Below are 20,605 nucleotides of genomic sequence, written 5' to 3' on the forward strand. Positions count from 1 at the left end.
TTTCAAGCCTGCATTTCACTGATGCCGACTTGTTGCAAAGCTGCGGCCAGGCTGTCGACCTGCCGTTGCTCGGTGTCTTTGAGCTGTTGTAATTGCTGGCCAAGACTCGGTGCGCCAAACACGCCGCGCAGCCCTTGGGAAGCATCCCCCGCTTTGATTGACTGATTACCAAAGGTGTTCAGCGAATCCCCCTCGCTACTGGTGGCCTGATTGAACAGGCTCGACAGCGTGCTGCTGCCGAAGACCCCGCCATCGCCCCCGCCAAAGCCGAGGAAGCCGTGGCCTGAGCCATCGCCACCGTTGTCGCTGCTGGTGAATACCTGGGCAATAAAACTCGGCGTCAGCGCCCCGTGGTTTATGAAAATGTCACCCAGAGGCCGAATGCCATTGCCCATCACCCGTTGTTCAAACAACGGGGCAAAGGTCAGTGGCGAGCCGAGATCGCCAGTGGGTGGGGTGAAGATGATCGGTTGCAATGGCACGTTCGGTGGATCGGCCACGACCACCGGTGTCAACACCAAGGGCGGCGGCGTCGGTACGGTGTCGATCGTGTAGTTGTTGGACACCGCGACGCTGGCGCCCAGGTTGCCCGCCAGGTCCGTCACATTGCTGGTGTCCAGCGCAATGAAGTTACTCGAGTCGGTAATGTTCGCGGTGGGCGTGAAAGTGCCGGTCCAGGTCTTGCCGCCGTCGCTGCTGGCCAGATTGGTCAGTTCACCGTTGGTCACGCTCAGGTCCGACAAGTCGAAGTTGCTGACCGCTTCGCTGAACGTGAAGGTCACCAGTGTCGTCTGGCCAATTCCCAACACCGGATTGGCAACCACGATGGTGGCGGTCGGGCGGGTCGCATCGAGCGCATAGTTGTTGGAGATAGCGATGCTGGCGCCGGCATTGCCCGCGGCGTCGAGCACATTGCCGGTGTCGAGCAGGATCAAGTTGGTCGTATCGTTGATACTCGCGGTCGGCGTGAGTGTCGCGGTCCAGGTCACACCACCGTCGCTGCTGGCCAGGTTGGACAACACGCCGTTGGCCACGCTGAGGTCGGACAGGTCGAAACCGGATACCGCTTCACTGAAGGTAAAGGTCACCGTGGTCGTCTCGCCGATACCCAGTTTATTGTCCGCGACCACAATGGTCGCGGTCGGGCGCACGGTGTCGATGGCGTAGTTGTTGGAGTCGGTCACACCGACACCGCTGTTGCCCGACACGTTGGTCACACCGCTGTTGTCCAGGCGGATCAGGTTAGTGGTGTCCGTGATGCTGGCGGCAGGCGTGAAAGTCGCCGTCCAGGTCACGCCGCCATCGCTGGAAGAAACGCTGCTGAGGGTGCCGTTGGCAATCGTCAGGTCAGCATTGGTGAAACCGCTCACCGCTTCGCTGAAGGTAATGGTCACCAGCGATGTTTCACCGGCCTTGAGGGCACTGTCGGCAACTACGATGGTGGCGGTCGGCACCTGGGTTTCCACCACATAGTTGGCCGAGTTGGTGGTGCCCGCCCCGGTATTGCCGGCCACGTCCGACACGCCGCTGTTGTTGAGGGTAATGATGTTGCTGGCGTCGGTAATCCCGGTAGTCGGGGTGAAGGTCGCGGTCCAGGTGATGCCACCGTCGCTACTGCTCACCCCGCTCAGGGTACCGTTGGCGACGCTCAAGTCACTGTTGTCGAACCCCGTTACGGCTTCGCTGAAGGTGATGGTCACCAGGGCGGTTTCACCCGGTTTCAGGGTCGAATCGCTCAACACGATGGTCGCCGTCGGACGCTGGCTGTCGATGGCGTAATTGTTGGAATCAGTGGTGCCGCTGCCGGCGTTACCCGCCAGGTCGCTGACCCCGGTGTTGTCCAGGGTGATCAGGTTGGTGGTGTCGTTGATGCTCGCCGAAGGCGTGAAGGTTGCGGTCCAGGTGATGCCGCCGTCGCTGCTGCTCACCGCGCTCAACGTACCGTTAGCGATGGTCAGGTCGGCGTTGGTGAAACCACTCACCGCTTCGCTGAAGGTGATGGTCACCAGCGAGGTTTCGCCGATTTGCAGCGCCGTATCCGCGACCACGATGGTAGCCGTCGGGCGCACAGTGTCGATGGCATAGTTGTTGGAATCGGTGGTGCCGGTGCCCACGTTACCGCTGGCGGCCGCCTGCACGCCGGTGTTGTCCAGGGTGATCAGGTTGGTCGCATCGGTGATGCTGGCGGTCGGGGTGAACGTGGCCGTCCAGGTGATGCCGCCGTCGCTGCTGCTCACCGCTGTAAGCGTACCGTTGGCGATGGTCAGATCGGCATTGCTGAAACCGCTCACCGCTTCACTGAAGGTAATGGTCACCAGCGACGATTCACCGATTTTCAGCGCGTTGTCGGCTACCACGATGGTGGCCGTTGGCAGCACCGTATCGATGGTGTAGTTGCCTGAGTTGGTGGTGCCACTGCCGGTGTTGCCGGCCACATCGCTCACACCGGTATTGTTCAGGGTGATGACGTTGCTCGTGTCATTCACGCCGGCGGTCGGGGTGAACGTCGCGGTCCAGGTAATGCCGCCGTCGCTGCTGCTGACTGCGCTCAGCGTGCCGTTGGCGATGCTCAAGTCACTGTTGTCGAAGCCGGTCACCGCCTCGGAGAAAGTGATCGTCACCAACGACGTTTCTCCGGCACTCAGGGTGGCGTCCGCCAGGACGATGGTGGCCGTCGGGCGTTGGCTGTCGATGGCGTAGTTGTTGGAATCGGTGGTGCCGCTACCAGTATTGCCGGCCCCATCAGTCACCCCGGTGTTGTCCAGGGTAATCAGGTTGGTCGCATCGGTGATGCTCGCCGTCGGTGTCAGGGTGGCGGTATAGGTGATGTTATCGCTGGTGCTCAGACTGCTCAGGGTACCGTTGTTCACTGTCAGGTCGGCCGTGGTAAAACCGGTCACTGCCTCGGAGAACGTGATAGTCACCACCGATGTCTGGCCCACCGCCAGTGCCGAGTCCGCAACCACGATGGTGGCCGTCGGACGCACGGTATCGATGGCGTAGTTGTTGGAGTCGGTGGTGCCGCTACCGGCGTTGCCTGAGCCATTTTGCACACCGCTGTTATCCAGAGTAATGACGTTGGTGGTGTCGGTGATGGCGCTGGTCGGGGTGAACGTGGCCGTCCAGGTGATGCCGCCGTCGCTGCTGCTCACCGCGCTCAGTGTACCGTTGGCGATGGTCAGGTCGGCGTTGGTGAACCCGGTCACCGCTTCGCTGAAGGTGATCGTCACCAGTGAGGTTTCACCGATTTTCAGCGCATTGTCGGCCACCACGATGGTCGCCGTCGGCGCCACCGTATCAATGGTGTAGTTACCGGAGTTGGTGGTGCCGCTCCCAGAGTTGCCCGCCAGATCGCTGACCCCGGTGTTGTTCAGGGTGATCAGGTTGGTCGGGTCATTCACACCGACGGTCGGGGTGAAGGTCGCGGTCCAGGTGAGGCCACCGTCGCTGCTGCTCACCGCCGTGAGCGTACCGTTGGCGATGGTCAGGTCGGCATTGGTAAAACCGCTCACCGCTTCGCTGAAGGTAATGGTCACCAGCGAGGTTTCGCCCGCGGTCAGCGTCGTATCGGCCAGCACAATCGTGGCGGTCGGGCGCACCGTATCGACGGCGTAGTTGTTGGAGTCGGTGGTGCCGCTGCCGGCGTTGCCCGCCAAATCGCTGATCCCGGTGTTGTCCAGGGTGATCAGGTTGGTGGTGTCGTTGATGCTCGCCGAAGGCGTGAAGGTCGCGGTCCAGGTGATGCCGCCGTCGCTGCTGCTCACCGAGGTCAACGTGCCGTTGGCGATCGTCAGGTCGGCGTTGGTGAAACCGCTCACCGCCTCGGAGAAGGTGATGGTCACCAGCGAGGTTTCGCCGATTTTCAACGCCGTGTCCGCGACCACGATCGTGGCCGTCGGGCGCACGGTGTCGATGGCATAGTTGTTGGAGTCGGTCGTGCCAATGCCCACGTTACCGCTGGCGGCCGCCTGCACGCCAGAGTTGTCCAGGGTGATCAGGTTGGTCGCGTCGGTGATGCTGGCGGTCGGGGTGAAGGTCGCCGTCCAGGTAATGCCGCCGTCGCTGCTGCTCACCGCCGTGAGTGTACCGTTGGCGATGCTCAGGTCCGCGTTGGTGAAACCGCTCACCGCCTGATCGAAGGTGATGGTCACCAGTGAGGTTTCGCCGATTTTCAGTGCGTTGTCGGCGACCACGATGGTCGCGGTCGGCGGGACGGTGTCGATCACGTAGTTGTTCGAGTTGGTGGTGCCGCTGCCGGTGTTGCCCGCCAGATCACTGACCCCGGTATTGTTCAGGGTGATCAGGTTGGTCGTGTCATTGACGCTGGCCGAAGGCGTGAAGGTCGCCGTCCAGGTGATGCCGCCGTCGCTGCTGCTCACCGCGCTCAGCGTGCCGTTGGCGATGGTCAGGTCGGCGTTGGTGAAACCACTCACCGCTTCGCTGAACGTAATGGTCACCAGCGAGGTTTCACCCGCGGTCAGCGTCGTATCGGCCAGCACAATCGTGGCGGTCGGGCGCACCGTATCGACGGCGTAGTTGTTGGAGTCGGTGGTGCCGCTGCCGGCGTTGCCCGCCAGGTCGCTGATCCCGGTGTTGTCCAGGGTGATCAGGTTGGTGGTGTCGCTGATGCTCGCCGAAGGCGTGAAGGTCGCCGTCCAGGTGATGCCGCCGTCGCTGCTGCTCACCGCCGTGAGCGTACCGTTGGCGATGGTCAGGTCGGCGTTGGTGAAACCGCTCACCGCCTCGGAGAAGGTGATGGTCACCAGCGAGGTTTCGCCGATTTTCAACGCCGTGTCCGCGACCACGATCGTGGCCGTCGGGCGCACGGTGTCGATGGCATAGTTGTTGGAGTCGGTCGTGCCAATGCCCACGTTACCGCTGGCGGCCGCCTGCACGCCAGAGTTGTCCAGGGTGATCAGGTTGGTCGCGTCGGTGATGCTGGCGGTCGGGGTGAAGGTCGCCGTCCAGGTAATGCCGCCGTCGCTGCTGCTCACCGCCGTGAGTGTACCGTTGGCGATGCTCAGGTCCGCGTTGGTGAAACCGCTCACCGCCTGATCGAAGGTGATGGTCACCAGTGAGGTTTCGCCGATTTTCAGTGCGTTGTCGGCGACCACGATGGTCGCGGTCGGCGGGACGGTGTCGATCACGTAGTTGTTCGAGTTGGTGGTGCCGCTGCCGGTGTTGCCCGCCAGATCACTGACCCCGGTATTGTTCAGGGTGATCAGGTTGGTGGTGTCATTGACGCTGGCCGACGGCGTGAAGGTCGCCGTCCAGGTGAGGCCGCCGTCGCTGCTGCTCACCGCGCTCAGCGTGCCGTTGGCGATGGTCAGGTCGGCGTTGGTGAAACCACTCACCGCTTCGCTGAACGTAATGGTCACCAGCGAGGTTTCACTCGCGGTCAGCGTTGTATCGGCCACCACAATCGTGGCGGTCGGGCGCACCGTATCGACGGCGTAGTTGTTGGAGTCGGTGGTGCCGCTGCCGGCGTTGCCCGCCAGGTCGCTGACTCCGGTGTCGTCCAGGGTGATGAGGTTAGTCGTATCGGTGATGCTGGCGGTTGGGGTGAAGGTTCCCGTCCAGGTGATGCCGCCATCGCTACTGCTCACCGAGGTCAACGTACCGTTGGCAATCGTCAGGTCCGCGTTGGTGAAACCACTCACCGCTTCGTTGAAGGTGATGGTCACCAGCGAGGTTTCGCCGACTTTCAGCGCATTGTCCGCCACCACGATGGTCGCGGTCGGGCGTACGGTGTCGACCGTGTAGTTATTGGAGTTGGTGGTGCCGACGCCGGCGGTGCCCAGGCCGTTTATCACGCCGGTGTTGTCCAGGGTGATGACGTTGGTCGTATCGGCAATACTGGCGGACGGGGTGAACGTTGCCGTCCAGGTGATGCCGCCATCGCTGCTGCTGACGGAGCTCAGGGTGCCGTTGGGGATAGTCAGGTCCGCGTTGGTGAAACCGGTCACTGCCTCGGAAAAGGTGATCGTCACCAAGGACGTTTCGCCGATGCTCAGTGTGGTGTCGGCGACCACAATGGTCGCGGTCGGCGGTGGCGAATACGCGGTATTGAGTACGCCACCGTCGTTGTAGATAGTCGAGAAAGAGGTCGGCGAGGTGCCGGTTGAACCTCCGCCCTGCGCGGTACCGCCTGCGCCACTGGCTGCGGCATTGCCGGCCAGGGCCGCGAAGTTGGCGGCCGTCATCAGCAACGTGCCTTTGTTCCAGATCGCACCGACGCCCCTGCCGCCAATGCCGCCATTACTGGCATTGCTGCCTTGGCCACCACCACCGCCACCGCCGCCACCGGCGCCGATGTTGTTGCTGATGGTCGACGTGCCGATGACGGTGATGGTGCCGCTGCTGGCGTTGTAGATCCCGCCCACAGCGTTGCCGCCGGCGCCACCTACCTTGTCCCAACCGGCCCCGCCGCCGCCACCGCCAATGGAAATCGTGCCATTGGTGGCCGTCGCACCGTTACCGCCATTGCTGTAATAGGAAACGCCCACCCCGCCAGCACCGCCAGTGGTGGAACCACCGCGACCGCCCATGTGGGTGGCGTCATAACCGCCGCCATAACCACCGACACCGGCGCTGCCCGCCTGGCCGCCCAATGTGCCGGTGCCCGGCCCTGCCGAACCGCCGTGCCCGCCGCCCTGGCCGCCTAAACCGCCACCGCCACCGCCGCCACCGCCGTAAAAAGCGCCCGTGACACCGCCGCCGCCACCGCCACCGGAAGCGGCGTTGGAGGTCACGGTAACGTTTTTCAGGGTCAGAATCCCTGCGTTGAAAATCCCCCCGGCCATTGCGCCCGTGGCGCCGTAGCCACCGTTGCCACCGTTGCCCGCCACCAGGCCACGGGTGATCACCAGGCCATCGAGTGTCACCGTGCTGCCAGACGCCACTTCAACCACTCGGGTCTTGTACTGACCATCGAGAGTCACATCTGCCACACCGTCGTTGTTCAAGTCGCCGTCAACGTAGACGCTCTTGTTGATCAGCAACTCGGAGGTCAACTGCACCGTCATGCCGGTGCTGAATGTGACGATATCGCCGTTCTGCGCCGAGGCGAGGGCGGCGCGCAACGATCCGACGCCCGTGTTGGCGTTGTTGGTGGCGGTCCAGGTGGCCAGGCCCCAGTGATAGTCGTTCATGGCCGTGGTCGAGAGCACGTTGGTGCTTTCGATGTTGCCGGTGGCAATTTCCAGATTCCAGTCGCCACCGACCCCGGTGCGGTTGCTGGAAGCGGCGATATCACGACCGGTCAGTTGCGCCAGCGAGTCGACGAAACTCAAACCACGCTCGCCTTCGGCGGTGTAGCAGCCGTAGATCATGATGTCGCCGCCGACGTTCATGTCCTTGCCGATTTCCGCCAGCACGGCGCTGCGGGCCGCGACGTTATCGGCCGACAGATAACTGTTACCCAGCCACAGATCGCCTGCGTTGCCGTGGGCGATGATCTGCACCGAACTGATGCCTTGATGGGTATCGAGGTAGTCGGCAATCTGCTGCAAGCCGTCCTTGCTCGCGTCCAGCTGAACCACCTGAGTGCCAGGTGCGACGCCTTTAAGCAGGCTGTCGGCGTCCTTGACCCGCGAATCGACGAACACCACGCTTTGTCCCGGTACTGCGACAGGCGTCGGGGTTGGCGTGGCATCGGCCTGGCCGTGGGTATCCTTGCTGGCGACCGGCTGATCGGCGGTCGGTGCCTTGACCGCGTCGGCCGTGGCATGGGTGTCAGCCTGGGCGGTATCGGCCACCGTGGCGGCTACCGCGCCGTCGAACAGCATGCGGGGCTCCAATGACATGATCATTGGCGAGGCCAGCGCTCGTGCGCCTTCGGTAACCCGCGACTTGCCTTTGCTCCACCACATGCTGCTCACCCGGACTCGAACTTTTGACAGATCAATGAAAACGCCGCGATCAACTGATCGCGGCGTCGGCTTTCATACGAATGACATTGGCGGCGCTGGCTGAACCATCGAGCCAAAAGGACAACTCGGCGTATTGCTTGAACAAATCCGGCGGCAGGATCGTGCGCCTGGACTGCAATTGGACCTTGGCCTTCACCTTGTGCAACCCCGAGAGGCCAAGGGCCTGGTCGAATTCCGGCGCGTCGTAGGCCAAATGATCGAAATCATGTTCGAACCAGGGTTCGCCGATGAAGTCGTAGACCAGCCGCATTACCCGCTCCGGTGCCTGGCTCAGCAGGTCGTAATCGATGATCAGCAGCGAGTCGGCGTGTTCGCCGTAATAGGCTTCCTTGAGGGCGGCCCAGGAAAACCCCACCAACCGATTGCGTTGGGCCAGGGTTTCGCAGCGGCTGTAGACCGTGTTGCGTTCGACTGCATCGCCGAACAACTTGGTGTTTTCAAAGGGATTGGCGCGGTACAGGCGCTCGATGCTGTCCATGACCCAGGCGACATTGCGCACACAGGCAATGATCTTGGCTTGAGGGAACAGATCGCTGATCGCCGGCAGGCGTGAACTCCACAGGCGGTTGGTGTCGAACACCACCGGTTTGTCGGCCTTGTCGGCGTAGAAAGAGTCGAACAGGCCGCGCAACAGGCGGCGACGCATATCGGTGTCGATCACCGCACCGAATTCGCTGCCGGCGCTGCATTGCTCCAGAACGCCGGAAAAGAGTGCGCCCACGGGGCTGGTCATGCCGGCATGGAAACGCGGATTCTGCAAAAGAATGGCAGAAAGCAGGGTCGAGCCCGAGCGCGGCAAGCCGGAGATAAAGTGAAATTGCTGCAATCCATTCACCCGTCATTCAGTCCTTTGTACGACGGAGCGTAGACCATGAATGGCCTTACAGCTAGTGGTGTTTTGATATCAAATCGGAGCTAAATCGACTGGAAAATGAAATTTATATAACTGTTTAAAAGTTGAATCGTTTAAGCCCTGAAACCACGAATTACTTCAGCACATACAAGCGTGCCACGGCGCCTCCCCCCCGGGCTTCGTCGACGCGTCGCCAGCCCGCGGGCAACGGAGCGAACTCGTCCGCCCCCTCGAGGGTACCGACCAGCCATACCCGACCAGTGCCTTTGGGCAAGGCATCGAGGCTATCCAGGTAGATGTCATTGGTCACCAGCGTACCGAAACCGTAGGCGTTCGGCCGGCTCGACCGGCCATCGGCCAATGGTGGCGTGTACAGCATCAGTTTGGCGTTGGTCTGGTTGTAATAGACGTAACTCAGGTACCAGAGCATGTCGCTGGTGACGATTCGATCGCCGGGCATGAAGTGCTGGTTCACGTGGTTGACCATGACGCTGATCTGATCCTCAGTATCCACCGTGGCATTGTTCTTCAGCCCCACCATCTCGACGCCGGCAAACAGCAGCAGCACTGCCAGCGCCAAGACCTTGAAGTCTGCGTACAAGCGATCGACGGCCAGCGCGACAACCATCGGCAGACCCAAGGCGTATGCGGTCAGATAACGCTCGATGAACACCGGCGAGATGAACGACACCGCAAACACCAGCACTAACGGGACCGAGGTGTAGATCACCGCCAGCGCACTGCCACGGAATACACTGCGGTCGCGGGCCAGCGCCACGCCCGCCAGGACCGCCAATGCCAGTGGCAGCGCGATAAAAATCAGCGTGGGCAGGTTCTCGCCATCGTCCTGGATCAGGATCGACCAGATCATCGACGGTAATGAGCCGAGCATGACGGGGGGCTCCCACCCCACATCACCATTGGCCTTGAGCAGATCCAAGTGCTGGATCAGATCGATCAGGCTGGGCACCCACGGCAGGTACAACAGCACAATCGCCACATTGGCCAGCCACCAGCCCGAGCGCTGAATGTGTCGCAGTCGATACCCTGGCTGTACACGGATCAGGCCCAGATACAACCAGTGACACAGCACGCACAGCGCGGTGAAGTAATGGGTGTAGAACGCCGCTGTCATCAGCAGGGTGTAGATCACCAGATAGCGCGTGCGTTGTGGCCGTTTTATCCAGTACACCAGGGCGATCGTGGCACCGATCAGCCACATCCCCAGCAACGAATACATCCGCACTTCCTGGCTATACCGCACCGCCGTCGGCAACAGCGCCAGCAGAACCCCGGCCAGCAACGCGGCGCGGCGGGTTGCGAGCAGGTCCACCAGCCAGACGCCGAGCCCAACGGCGGCAATCCCCGGCAGTGCGCTCAGGCAACGAATCGAAAAAATGCCGTCGCCAAACAGCTCGATCCAGCCGTGCAGCAGCATGAAATACAACGGCGGATGCACGTCATGGGCCGCATGCTCCCAGATCCCGGCCAGGGAATACTGGCTCAGCAGCAAGCTGGACCCTTCGTCGCCCCAGATCGCCGCCGCCGTCAGATCGTAAAAACGCACCAGCGCGGCCAATGCCAGGATCGGCAGCAGCCAATGCTCCCGCGCCCACCGCAGCAAGCGGCGGGCAGCCGCCCATGAGCCCGGTGTCGCGTGCGGATCCTGGGTGTCACCCAGCGGTGTTTCTCTGCGCGCCTCCATTGCCTCCCCTTGCTACCACCCAATGAATTGCGAAGTTTCTCAAGCACTGTAGGACAGGCTCAGGCCCGTCGTCGATGCTGGCTTTACGACGGACGACGTCCGGCAATCATTCCGATCAGCGTCTACGCTTTGGCGTGGCGTGACCCAGCCACGGAGATGAACGGAGTCGGCTGATCACTGCGATCCGCCCGGATAACCGGGCCTGCGATGTGACATATCAGACACTAACCTGAGGGATGAGGAACTATGGAAGTATTCATGGGCACTATCCAACCTTTCGCCTTTAACTTCGCCCCCAACGGCTGGGCCCTGTGCTACGGCCAGACGCTGGGGATCTCGCAATACCAGGCGCTGTTCTCACTGCTGGGAACCTACTATGGAGGCAATGGCACCACCAATTTCATGCTGCCCAACCTGCAGGGCCGCATGCCGATTGCCCAGGGCAATGGCCTGGGTCTGACCCCGCGCGTCATCGGCGAGGTCTCCGGGACCGAGAACGTCACCGCGACCATCAATAACCTGCCCAACCACACCCACGCCCTGTCCGGGCTCACGGCCACCACCACCCTGCAACTGGCCAGCCCGGCGAGCAACCCGGTCACCAATCCGACCGCAACCAACTCGTACATCGGCGCCTCGGGCGGCGGGCCCGGCTCGGCGAGTATCTACTCCGATCAGCAAGGTGCTGCGGCGGTACCGCTCAAGGGCGTCACCAGCACGGTGACGGGGGAAATCTCTTCCGCTGGCAATGGTTTGCCCATGACGGTGATGAACCCGTTCCTGGTACTCAACTTCAGCATCGCCCTGAACGGATTATTCCCTTCGCGTAACTGAGGGTCTGGCCGGGGGATGCACATCCCCCGGCCACTTTTGCTTGATGGAGGGATGCCATGCTGCAACAGGTTCAAAGCCAACACTTTCAGGCACTGCTGGGCAAGACCGGGACGCTGCGGCTGCCCGATGGCAGTGAATTGCCGATCCATATCGACACCCTTAAAGAAACGCCCCATTCACAGATGCCCAAAAGCGAGCGCATGCCGTTCAGCGTCGAGCTCAACAGCCTGCAACCCACCGATTTTGTCGATGGCTTGTGTGCGCTGGAGTTGCCGGAACTGGGCCAGGTGGAAAATATTTTTGTCTCGCGAGTACCGACCATGGGGCGGGATCCCGACGTGGGTTATTTCTACATCGCCTTCAACTGAGACTTTGTGGGAGCGGGCTTATGTGGTGAGCCCCTCACCACAGTTTTTTGTATTGCTCTTAACCCTGCGGGTACCACACCAACCGCTCCGCCGCCGGGTTGCGCTCTTCAACCTGAAACCCCAGCGCCAGGTAATGCTGGCGCGCATGGGGATTGTTAGCCCAGACCACCGTCGCCACCGGACAACGGATTTGTTGCGCGGCTTTTTGCACGCCTTGCAGCACCGTCCGCCCATAACCCCGACCTCGGGCCTGGGGGATGAACGCCAAGTACAGCACGCGAATTTCATTGGGACCGAAGTCGGTGGTCAGCGCGCCGATGGCTGTGTCGAGTTTCTCGATCACGTAATGCATGGCATTGGGAAAGTTTTCCCCCAGTCCTTGCTCCTGTACGGTGAATTGCTGGGCAATCACCTGCTCGACCACTTCCTGCTCGCCGTCGATCCATTGCAGATCCGGCCGCGCCGCCTGGTAAAGGCTGTGCAGGAAAGGTCCATCGCTGGTCCGCGAAGGTCTGACCACCAGGCCGTCCGCCGCCACTGAATTGCTGTTCGCCATCGCTGCTCTCCCTAGAAACCGCTTTCCCTGACCCCCAAGGCCGCCATGCGCCGCCAGGCAACGCCCAGCAACGATTCGCCACTGCCCTGCAACACCACGATGCCGCGCAAAGGTTGCACCGGCGTCGGCGTCTCTTCGAGGATGCTCAACCGCGCGCCATACTGCCCCTGCACCGGCTCGGCGCGCTGATGCTCATCCCGGCGTACGGCAATCGGCCCGTGATGATCGGAAGTCAGCGCCTCTTGATCGACATAAGCCGCGCCGTTGGTATCGATTTCGCTTAATTGCACGGCGATCGCCGGGTGCATCGGGTCATCGGCGATGAACCGCCCGCGAGCACCCGAAGCAACACGCCAGAGCTCGGCTTCGGCCAAATAACCGCGCAACCGCGCGCCGTCTTCGACCACCCGCGCCAAAGGATCTTTAGTCGAAAGCCAGCGACCGACCGTTAACTGCGGCAACAGGTCGCGCACCTTGCCGGCGTGGGGCGCACGCAATAGCAGTCGCTCACGCTGGGCGACCAGGCCACGGTATTCAGCCACCGCTTCCGCCAGGCGCTGCTCGACGATTCCGGCGTCGGCTGCGGTTTCGCTGCGGCTGGCCTGACGACGCATCTGCAATTGCTGGATCTGGATCTCGCGACGAACGATCGCCTGGCGTGAGTCCAGGTCCGGTGTCTCCAGCTCGATCAGCACTTCACCCTGAGCGACAACCTGGCCGTCGTGCACATTCACCGTTTTTACCCGCGCCGCCACCGGCGCGTGCAGGGCGCTGGTGCGTCCCGCCTCCAGCATCGTCGGCAGCTCCACCGCGCTGCGCCACGGCAGCGCCAGCAGCAACAACAGCCCAAGTAATGTCAGGCCACTGATCAGTACCCGAGGCGTATGCGCCTGTTCGCGACGACTCCACCATTGCCGCCACTCGTTCAGGATCGGCAGGAAGATGAACCACACCAGCTCCACCAGCATCAGGAAGATCCCCAATACCTTGAAGAACAGGTGATAAACCGCCAGCGCAATCCCGAAAAACAACGCCGCGCGCCACAGCCACGAGCCGTATCCCCAGATCAACAAACGCCGCTGCATCTTCGGCGACCACGGCTCCGGCGCCGGGGCAGCGTAGCCGAACAGGAACTCGCGCAATCGCCAGCGACACAAGGCAAAGGCACGTCCCTGAAGGTTGTCCACTTCCCAGAAGTCGCTGAGCAAGAAGTAGCCGTCGAAACGCATGAACGGGTTGAGGTTGATCACCAGCGTAGTGATCCAGGTGGCACTGGCGAGCATGAACGCCGCCGTGCGCCCGGGGCCATCGGGCAGCAGTGACCAGGCGAGCAGCGCGATACAGGCCAACACCAGTTCCGCCAGCACCCCGCCGGCGCCGATCAGCAATCGCGCACGTCTATCGTTGACCCGCCAGGCGTCGCTGACATCGGTGTAGAACATCGGCAGCAGCACCATGAACGCCACGCCCATGCTCTGCACCCGACAGCCGGCGCGCTTGGCCATGAAGGCGTGGCCGAACTCGTGGCACAGCTTGGCGAAAAACAGCGCCACCGCGAATGCCAATGCGCCGCCGAGGCTGAACAGGTGCGGAAAAGTGGCGATGAATCGCTGCCAGTCCCGCGATACCAGAAACACCCCGAGTCCCAGCGTCGCGGGCAATCCGTAGCGCAACACGCGCGGGCCGAAACGCTCCAGCCACGGCCAGACGCGATTGAGAAAGGCGTCCGGGCGCCACAGCGGAATCCGGAAAAACAGGTATTGATGCAGCAGAATTTTCCACAGGCTCTGGCGTTGAGCTGCGGCCTTCAGGCTATAACTGGCGCGCTGCGATGGGTCGAGGGCGCTGATCAGGTCGTGGCCGCGCAAAAACTCCAGCAATTGCTCAAGCGCCGCGCCGTCCAGCGGCAGCCCTGGCTCGCGGTTGGCGGCACGCAGCACCTGCTCGGGATCACCCAGGGACCAATGACGCAGCAAGCGCATCGCCGCCGCGCCGAGTTTGAAGTAACGTCCACGCACCGGATCGGCCAGGGTCCAGCACGGCGACCCGTCGAGGGCCGGGGCTGCCGCCGACAATTGCAAGTCTGCCCGCAGGCTCGGCAAGCTCATCTAAAGGCCCACGCTCTGACGCAACCCGGCCAGCGGTCGACGCAACAGGTACAGCGCCAGCGGCGCACGGTCGCCGAAGATTTTCGCGGTGCCACGCAAGCCAATGCGCGGCGGCGCGCTGTCGAACGTCGCATCCAGTCGATAAGCCAATTGCCCGGCAGCCGTCGGCTGCGCTTCATAGGCCGAACGCTCGAGTCTGGCCTGGTAGCGCTGCAGTGGATCGCTGTCGAGAAACAGAGCGACTTGCGCCCCCGGTTCCAGGGCAATCGCATCGCCCACGGCCAATTCGATGCGCAACTCGGCCTGATTCGGGTCGGCGAGTTCCATCAAGCGCTCGCCGGTCTGCACCGGTTTGCCGGTCCAGCGTTCAGCGTCGGCGAACACCGCGATGCCGTCTCGCTCGGCACGCACTTCGCTGCGTTTGAGCAGTTCACGGGCGTAATCCCGTTCGGCGCGCTTCTGTTCGACGCGGGCCGCCAGCAGATCGACTTTCGAACTGGATTCGGCATCGGCGAAGGAGCGTTGGGAATTGGCCTTGAGTTCCGCTTCGGCAACGCCCAGAGCGCGCTCGGCCACATCAGCCTGAGCCTTGAGCGTGGTGCTTTCGAAGCGCAGCAGCAGGTCGCCGGTCTTCACCGTCTGGTTGGGTTTGACCAGGAACTCGGCGATCACCCCGTCCAGCGGCGCCGCGACCACCCGACCGCCCAACGGGACGACCTCAGCCGGCGCCAACACCGATTGGCGCACCGGAATCAGCAACCCGAGCAACAACACCGCGACCAGTGCCACCTGACGCTTACGCGTCCAACGCAGTCGCCAGGGCTTGCGCGGTTGCAGCGCCAGCCAGGCGTGACTATAGGTGTCGCCCAGTTGCGACAACAACACCTGCTCGGCAGGGTTCCATGGCACATCCCGCGCCAGCCACAGCCCGCCGAATATCTCGCCCTGATGATCAATCAGTGGCAACCAGAACACCTGAGCGGCCGACAGACTTTGCCAATCGGCCTGAATCGATTCGCTGAGCAGATCGGACGCGATCACCCGTGCCTGTTTCAGCACTTCGAGCTTGAACAGCTGCGTGACCGCTTGCTCGACAAACGCCACGAACGGCGCATTCGGCTCCACCGCACTGACACCGGTCACCGCCTGCACCTTGCCGGCGATCAACAACGCGGCATGGCGGAAACTGAACAGCGCCTGACCGTCATTGACCAGGCTGTAGGCCAATTGAGCAGGATTGCGCGCGGCGCGGGTCTGGCGTTCGAGATCGAGAAACCTGGCAAATACCTGCTCGGCGCCACCCGTCACCGGCGCGTTCATTTCAGCTCCGCGAAACGCGCCGTCCCGCTCATGCCGGCCAACAGACCGCTGGCGTTGGGCAGCGTCGCCACCAGCAGCAAGGTTTGGCTGCCTTCGTCGATCCGCGCGCCGAGGCGCTTGACCGTGGCATCCAGCGGCTGACCGGTTTCATCGGGAACAAAGCTGAACGTCTGGCCGGGCTTGAGCTTGCCCATCCAGCGTGACGGTACCAACAGGTGAATTTCCAGGGTGCGATTATCGACCACATCCAGCAACGGCGCGCCGGCGGCAACGCTTTCGTAGCGCTTGACCTTGCGCTCGACGACCTGGCCATCGAACGGCGCAACCACGCTGCAGCGTTTGACCTGAACCTGATAAACCTGAGATTGCGCCTGGGTTTCGCTGACCTTGGCCTCGGCCCGCGCCACTTCAAAACGCCCCACCGAATTCAACGCCGCCAGTTGCCGGTTATGGGCCAGTTCCTCACCGGCGCCACGGTTGGCGGCCTGAGCCGCGTTGAGCTGAGCCTGATAAGCCGAACAGTCGAACCGCGCCAGGGTGTCGCCCTTTTTGAACGACTCGCCCTCACTGAACGGCAACTCGACAATCCGCCCGGACAACTCACTGGCGAGCACCGCCTGATCCCGGGCTCGCAGCACGCCACGGGCTTCACTGCTGGCTGACGCGTTACCGCCGACCGCGTTGCTTTCCAACAACGAATCGTCTGGCGCAGGCGTTTGCGCCTGTACTACGCACGTTACAAAGGTTAATCCCGCAACCCAAACACGAAAACGCCGCATAACCGTAACTCCCTGACGGATGAGCGGAGTCTACGACAGCGGGGGAACGCGTCAAGCGGATGGCCATCATTGGTTGGAGCGCGCGTTGGCGGATAGGTATTAATTTCCTTACAAATCATCCATATCAACGCTGCGCCATCTCCGCCACCGGATACACCGACTCCCATCCCCCACCCAACGCCTTGTACAACCCCACCATCGCCAACAACACCCCGGTCGAGCTTTCGACCCATTGCTGCTGGGTCGCCAGCAATTCGCCTTGCACGGTGAGGATGTTGATCTGATCTGGATTGATTCAGACGCAATGCTAGCAAACATCCTTCTGACTGATGTATTGGCAGGTCTGCCGCCATCGCGGGCAAGCCCGCGAAGGGGCCAGATCAGACACCGCAAAACTCAGCGCTGCATCCCCCAACGCTTCACCGTCACCCGCTCCAACGTATCAAACACCAGATTCTCCACCAGCAACCCAATCAGGATCACCACCGCCAACCCGGCAAACACCTTGTCGGTGTACAGCTCATTACGGTTCTGGAAGATGTACCACCCCAACCCACCCTTGCCGCTGGTCGCTCCAAACACCAGTTCAGCGGCAATCAGCGTGCGCCAGGCGAACGCCCAGCCGATTTTCAAACCGGCGAGGATCGACGGCAGCGCGGCCGGGATCAGGATGAACAACACGAAACGCATGCCCTTAAGGCCGTAATTGCGCCCCGCCATGCGCAGGGTTTCCGAAACGCCAAGGAACCCGGCATAGGTGTTCAAGGCCAACGCCCAGAGCACCGAATGCACCAGTACAAAAATCAGACTGTTCTGCCCCAGTCCGAACCACAGCAGCGCCAGCGGCAACAGCGCAATCGCCGGCAGCGGGTTGAACATCGAGGTCAGCGTGCTCAGCAGATCGCGCCCCAATTGCGTCGACACCGCCAGTGTGGTCAAGGCAAACGCCAGCACAATCCCGATCAGGTAGCCCTTCAACAACACCACCAGCGAAATCCACACCTTGCCCAACAGCTCACCGCTGAGCAGGCCGTCGTACAGCGCGCTGGCGGTTTGCAGAAAACCTGGCAGCAGCAGGTCGTTATTCTGGTAACGGGCAACGGCTTCCCAGAGCAGCGCGAGCACAATCAGGATCAGGCTTTTACGCAACCAGCCCTGTTGCCAGAGACGCTGACCGAGGGCTAACTCACGCTCCAGCGGGACGCTCGTCAGCGGCTGCAAAACGGTTTCGTACTCTTTACGCGCGGATGATAGTGGGCTCATCGGGCACTCCTTTCAATGGCTCAATAAGCGATGCGAATGTCGGAAAAATCCAGCGCGCGCTCGGTTTCCGGTGACTGGCCTTCATCGAACAACAGCCGATGAATCCGCCGCGCCGATTCCTGGAACGCCACACCGCCGAGGCTGTGCAAATCGTATTGATGGCTGTGGACTTCGGCTCGCACCCGTCCCGGATGAGGCGACAGCAGCAGAATCCGGTTGCCCACCACCAACGCCTCTTCGATGGAGTGAGTGACGAACAGCAGCGTGAAACGCACCTCCTCCCAGAGCAGCAGCAACTCTTCCTGCATCTTGCGCCGGGTCAGCGCGTCGAGGGCGGCGAAGGGTTCATCCATCAACAGGATTTTCGGTTGCATCGCCAACGCCCGGGCAATCGCCACCCGAGCTTTCATGCCGCCAGACAAGGTATGCGGATAGGCATCGGCAAACGCCGCCAGACCAACCTTGTCCAGATAGTGCAGCGCCCGCTCTTCAGCCTCTTTACGCTTGAGGGTTTTGGACGCGAGCAGCGGAAACATCACGTTCTGTTTGACGGTTTTCCACGGCGGCAGCTGATCGAACTCCTGGAACACCACGATCCGGTCCGGCCCTGGCGCATCGACCCGCTGGCCTTGCAGGCGAATCTCGCCCTCACAGGGCGGGATGAACCCGGCGATCGCCTTGAGCAACGTCGATTTGCCGCAGCCGGACGGACCGAGCAACACAAAGCGGTCCGCCGGATCGATCTCGAAACTGACCTGATGGGTCGCTCGAACCACACGCGCGGGCGTGCGGTATTCCAGGCTGACCTTGTCGACCGACAGCAGCGCTTGCGCGACCGCGATCGGATTGCTGGCCGTGCGGCCTTGCAAGGGGGCGTTCATGTCGATCAGCTCCCTTGCAGCGGTTTGGCATCCTGGAAGAAGTAATCCTTCCACGAATCCGGTTTGTTTTTTATCGCGCCGACGCGGTAGAGGAACTCGGCCAGTGGGTAAGTGTTTTTCGGCGTGACGGTAAATTCGAACTGCGGGTTGTCGATGATTTTCAGCAACGCCGCACGGTCGATTTTTGCCTTGGTGACACGGATGTATGTGTCGGCCGCCGCGCCTTTATCGCTCTGCGCAAACTCGGCCGCTTCGGTCAGCGCCGCGATGAAGGCTTTATAGGTTTTCGGATTCTCGTTGCGGAATTTCTCGGTGGCGAACAACACGGTCGGCGAGTTCGGGCCGAGCAGGTCATAAGTGTTCAGCACCACGTGCACGCTGGGGTTTTCCAGCGCCTGATCCTGGAAGGGCGGGTTGGAGAAGTGCCCGGTCAACTCGGTGCCGCCAGCGATCAGTGCCGCAGTGGCATCCGGGTGCGGAACGGCGATGGTGTACTTGTCGAGGCGATTGAATTCTTTGTCGCCCCATTGCTTGGCTGCTGCGTATTGCAGGAAGCGCGACTGCACCGACACCCCGACCGCCGGCACCGCAATGCGGTCCTTTTCGGTGAAGTCAGCGATGGTTTTGACCTTTGGATTGTTGCTCACCAGGTAGTAAGGGAAGTTGCCCAGGGAAGCCACGGCCTTGACGTTCTGTTTGCCGTGAGTGCGGTCCCAGATGGTCAGCAGCGGCCCGACGCCGGCACCGGCAATGTCGATGGAGCCGGAAAGCAACGCATCGTTGACCGCCGAGCCGCCGGAGAGCTGGGTCCAGTCGACCTTGATGTCGATGCCTTCCTGCTTGCCGTATTTCTCGATCAGGTTCTGATCGCGCACCACGTTGAGCAGCAGATAAACGATGCCGAATTGTTCGGCGATACGAATTTCACCCTCGGCGTGGGCCACGGTCGGCGCCAACAGGCTGCCGGCGAGCAGGCTGAAACCCACGCCGATAGCGGCGGCCAACGGTGCAAATGGAAGACGTTTGGACATGAGGGTTCTCCGAAATCAGAAAGGCGCGTCGCCCTGGATGGTGGTGCGATACAACTTGCGGCGCAGATGACTGGGGCATCCGGCGGCGAGGTGAATCAGCGAGCGGTTGTCCCAGAACACCAGGTCGTGGGCCTGCCATTGATGGCGGTAAATGTTTTGCGGCAACACGCTGTGGGCGTAGAGCTCGTCGAGCAATTGTTTGCTCTCGTCTTCCGGCAAACCGACGATGCGGGTGGTGAAGCCCTCGCTGACGAACAATGCCTTGCGACCGTTTTCCGGATGGGTGCGCACGATCGGGTGAACCACTTCAGCGACCTGAGCCAGTTGCTCCGGCGTCAGGGTCGGACGCCAGTTGCCCTCGAATTTGCTCTCGCTGTAGCGTGCCGTGTAGGAATGCGCGGCCGAACGACCTTCGACGGCTTTACGCAGCGCCTCGGGCAGGCTGTCCCAGGCTTTGTGCATGTCGGCAAACAGCGTGTCGCCGCCTTCGGAGGGCAGCTCCTGGGCATGCAGCATCGAGCCCAGGCTCGGCAGTTCTTTATAAGAGAGATCGGAGTGCCAGAACTTGCCGGCATCACCGAGGCCGATGGATTGGCCGTTTTCGATGATGTTGGAAACGATGAGAATTTCCGGATGCCCGGCCAGCAGGAATTGCTTGAGTACATGGATCTGCAACACGCCGAAACGGCGGCTGAAGGCGATCTGCTGCTCGGGGGTTATACGCTGGTCGCGGAACACCACCACGTGATGATCCAGGTGCGCACGGTGGATTCGGGAGAAGTCCTGGTGATTGATTGGGCGGGACAAATCCAGGCCGATGATTTCGGCACCGACGGCGCCGCTGAACGGGCGGATTTCGAAGGCTTGCGACGCGAGGGTGGCGGCGCTTGTTGGCTCAGGCTTTGGGGAAAAAGAGACAGCTGACATAAAAATCACTCCCACGCACGGCGCGCTCAAGGGCGCGCGTCGATCAGAA

General features: G+C 61.9%; 13 protein-coding genes and 1 pseudogene. 2 read left to right on the top strand and 12 right to left on the bottom strand.

Features of this window, described 5'->3' with window-relative positions; translation table 11 throughout:
• Positions 1-2 precede the first annotated feature (2 nt).
• From AC30D7_RS17245 to AC30D7_RS17255, 3 genes are all read right to left on the bottom strand, one after another.
• Positions 3-7,871, bottom strand: coding sequence for an Ig-like domain-containing protein (locus tag AC30D7_RS17245; RefSeq protein ID WP_490134864.1), 7,869 nt, complete (start codon positions 7,869-7,871; stop codon positions 3-5).
• A gap of 49 nt (positions 7,872-7,920) precedes the next feature.
• On the bottom strand, positions 7,921-8,766 hold the full coding sequence (locus tag AC30D7_RS17250; RefSeq protein ID WP_096481498.1) for a sulfotransferase family protein: 846 nt from the start codon (positions 8,764-8,766) through the stop codon (positions 7,921-7,923).
• A 151-nt stretch (positions 8,767-8,917) separates the two neighbouring features.
• Complete coding sequence (locus AC30D7_RS17255) at positions 8,918-10,489, bottom strand: glycosyltransferase family 39 protein (RefSeq protein WP_490134865.1); 1,572 nt, start codon at positions 10,487-10,489, stop codon at positions 8,918-8,920.
• Positions 10,490-10,735: 246 nt separating this feature from the next.
• Here AC30D7_RS17255 and AC30D7_RS17260 point away from each other — a divergent pair, with 246 nt between their 5' ends.
• Both AC30D7_RS17260 and AC30D7_RS17265 read left to right on the top strand, forming a co-directional pair.
• The gene (locus AC30D7_RS17260; RefSeq protein ID WP_018929399.1) at positions 10,736-11,323 is read left to right on the top strand and encodes a phage tail protein; all 588 of its coding nucleotides are present in this window, start codon (positions 10,736-10,738) and stop codon (positions 11,321-11,323) included.
• A gap of 56 nt (positions 11,324-11,379) precedes the next feature.
• Positions 11,380-11,691 carry a DUF6916 family protein gene (locus tag AC30D7_RS17265; RefSeq protein WP_007940987.1) on the top strand — a complete coding sequence of 104 codons (312 nt, stop codon included), beginning with the start codon at positions 11,380-11,382 and terminating at the stop codon, positions 11,689-11,691.
• A gap of 58 nt (positions 11,692-11,749) precedes the next feature.
• Here the strand turns inward: AC30D7_RS17265 and AC30D7_RS17270 are convergent, their stop codons facing one another.
• From AC30D7_RS17270 to AC30D7_RS17310, 9 genes and pseudogenes are all read right to left on the bottom strand, one after another.
• Positions 11,750-12,247, bottom strand: coding sequence for a GNAT family N-acetyltransferase (locus AC30D7_RS17270; RefSeq protein WP_028939523.1), 498 nt, complete (start codon positions 12,245-12,247; stop codon positions 11,750-11,752).
• A gap of 11 nt (positions 12,248-12,258) precedes the next feature.
• The gene (locus AC30D7_RS17275) at positions 12,259-14,355 is read right to left on the bottom strand and encodes a site-2 protease family protein (RefSeq protein ID WP_490134866.1); all 2,097 of its coding nucleotides are present in this window, start codon (positions 14,353-14,355) and stop codon (positions 12,259-12,261) included.
• A complete protein-coding gene (locus AC30D7_RS17280; RefSeq protein WP_490134867.1) occupies positions 14,356-15,675 on the bottom strand; it encodes an efflux RND transporter periplasmic adaptor subunit in 1,320 nt (439 codons plus the stop codon).
• A complete protein-coding gene (locus tag AC30D7_RS17285; protein WP_490134868.1) occupies positions 15,672-16,454 on the bottom strand; it encodes an efflux RND transporter periplasmic adaptor subunit in 783 nt (260 codons plus the stop codon). Before AC30D7_RS17285 ends, AC30D7_RS17280 begins: the two co-directional genes overlap by 4 nt.
• Positions 16,455-16,578: 124 nt before the next feature.
• A pseudogene (locus tag AC30D7_RS17290) lies at positions 16,579-16,740 on the bottom strand (efflux transporter outer membrane subunit); the annotation flags it as partial.
• A 110-nt stretch (positions 16,741-16,850) separates the two neighbouring features.
• Positions 16,851-17,717 (bottom strand): ABC transporter permease, encoded by an 867-nt coding sequence (locus tag AC30D7_RS17295; RefSeq protein WP_028939519.1) that lies wholly within the window; start codon positions 17,715-17,717, stop codon positions 16,851-16,853.
• A 20-nt stretch (positions 17,718-17,737) separates the two neighbouring features.
• Positions 17,738-18,598 (bottom strand): ABC transporter ATP-binding protein, encoded by an 861-nt coding sequence (locus AC30D7_RS17300; RefSeq protein ID WP_490134869.1) that lies wholly within the window; start codon positions 18,596-18,598, stop codon positions 17,738-17,740.
• 5 nt (positions 18,599-18,603) lie between these two features.
• The gene (locus tag AC30D7_RS17305) at positions 18,604-19,629 is read right to left on the bottom strand and encodes an ABC transporter substrate-binding protein (RefSeq protein WP_490134870.1); all 1,026 of its coding nucleotides are present in this window, start codon (positions 19,627-19,629) and stop codon (positions 18,604-18,606) included.
• 15 nt (positions 19,630-19,644) lie between these two features.
• Complete coding sequence (locus AC30D7_RS17310; RefSeq protein ID WP_258671860.1) at positions 19,645-20,556, bottom strand: TauD/TfdA dioxygenase family protein; 912 nt, start codon at positions 20,554-20,556, stop codon at positions 19,645-19,647.
• Positions 20,557-20,605 lie beyond the last annotated feature (49 nt).

It is taken from the genome of Pseudomonas sp. DF5 (genome assembly GCF_058148225.1).

Coding starts and splice junctions, on each gene's coding strand:
- AC30D7_RS17245 (WP_490134864.1), bottom strand. CDS start 7,871: ATGTGGTGGAGCAAAGGCAAGTCGCGGGTTACCGAAGGCGCACGAGCG.
- AC30D7_RS17255 (WP_490134865.1), bottom strand. CDS start 10,489: ATGGAGGCGCGCAGAGAAACACCGCTGGGTGACACCCAGGATCCGCAC.
- AC30D7_RS17260 (WP_018929399.1), top strand. CDS start 10,736: ATGGAAGTATTCATGGGCACTATCCAACCTTTCGCCTTTAACTTCGCC.
- AC30D7_RS17265 (WP_007940987.1), top strand. CDS start 11,380: ATGCTGCAACAGGTTCAAAGCCAACACTTTCAGGCACTGCTGGGCAAG.
- AC30D7_RS17270 (WP_028939523.1), bottom strand. CDS start 12,247: ATGGCGAACAGCAATTCAGTGGCGGCGGACGGCCTGGTGGTCAGACCT.
- AC30D7_RS17275 (WP_490134866.1), bottom strand. CDS start 14,355: ATGAGCTTGCCGAGCCTGCGGGCAGACTTGCAATTGTCGGCGGCAGCC.
- AC30D7_RS17280 (WP_490134867.1), bottom strand. CDS start 15,675: ATGAACGCGCCGGTGACGGGTGGCGCCGAGCAGGTATTTGCCAGGTTT.
- AC30D7_RS17285 (WP_490134868.1), bottom strand. CDS start 16,454: ATGCGGCGTTTTCGTGTTTGGGTTGCGGGATTAACCTTTGTAACGTGC.
- AC30D7_RS17295 (WP_028939519.1), bottom strand. CDS start 17,717: ATGAGCCCACTATCATCCGCGCGTAAAGAGTACGAAACCGTTTTGCAG.
- AC30D7_RS17300 (WP_490134869.1), bottom strand. CDS start 18,598: ATGAACGCCCCCTTGCAAGGCCGCACGGCCAGCAATCCGATCGCGGTC.
- AC30D7_RS17305 (WP_490134870.1), bottom strand. CDS start 19,629: ATGTCCAAACGTCTTCCATTTGCACCGTTGGCCGCCGCTATCGGCGTG.
- AC30D7_RS17310 (WP_258671860.1), bottom strand. CDS start 20,556: ATGTCAGCTGTCTCTTTTTCCCCAAAGCCTGAGCCAACAAGCGCCGCC.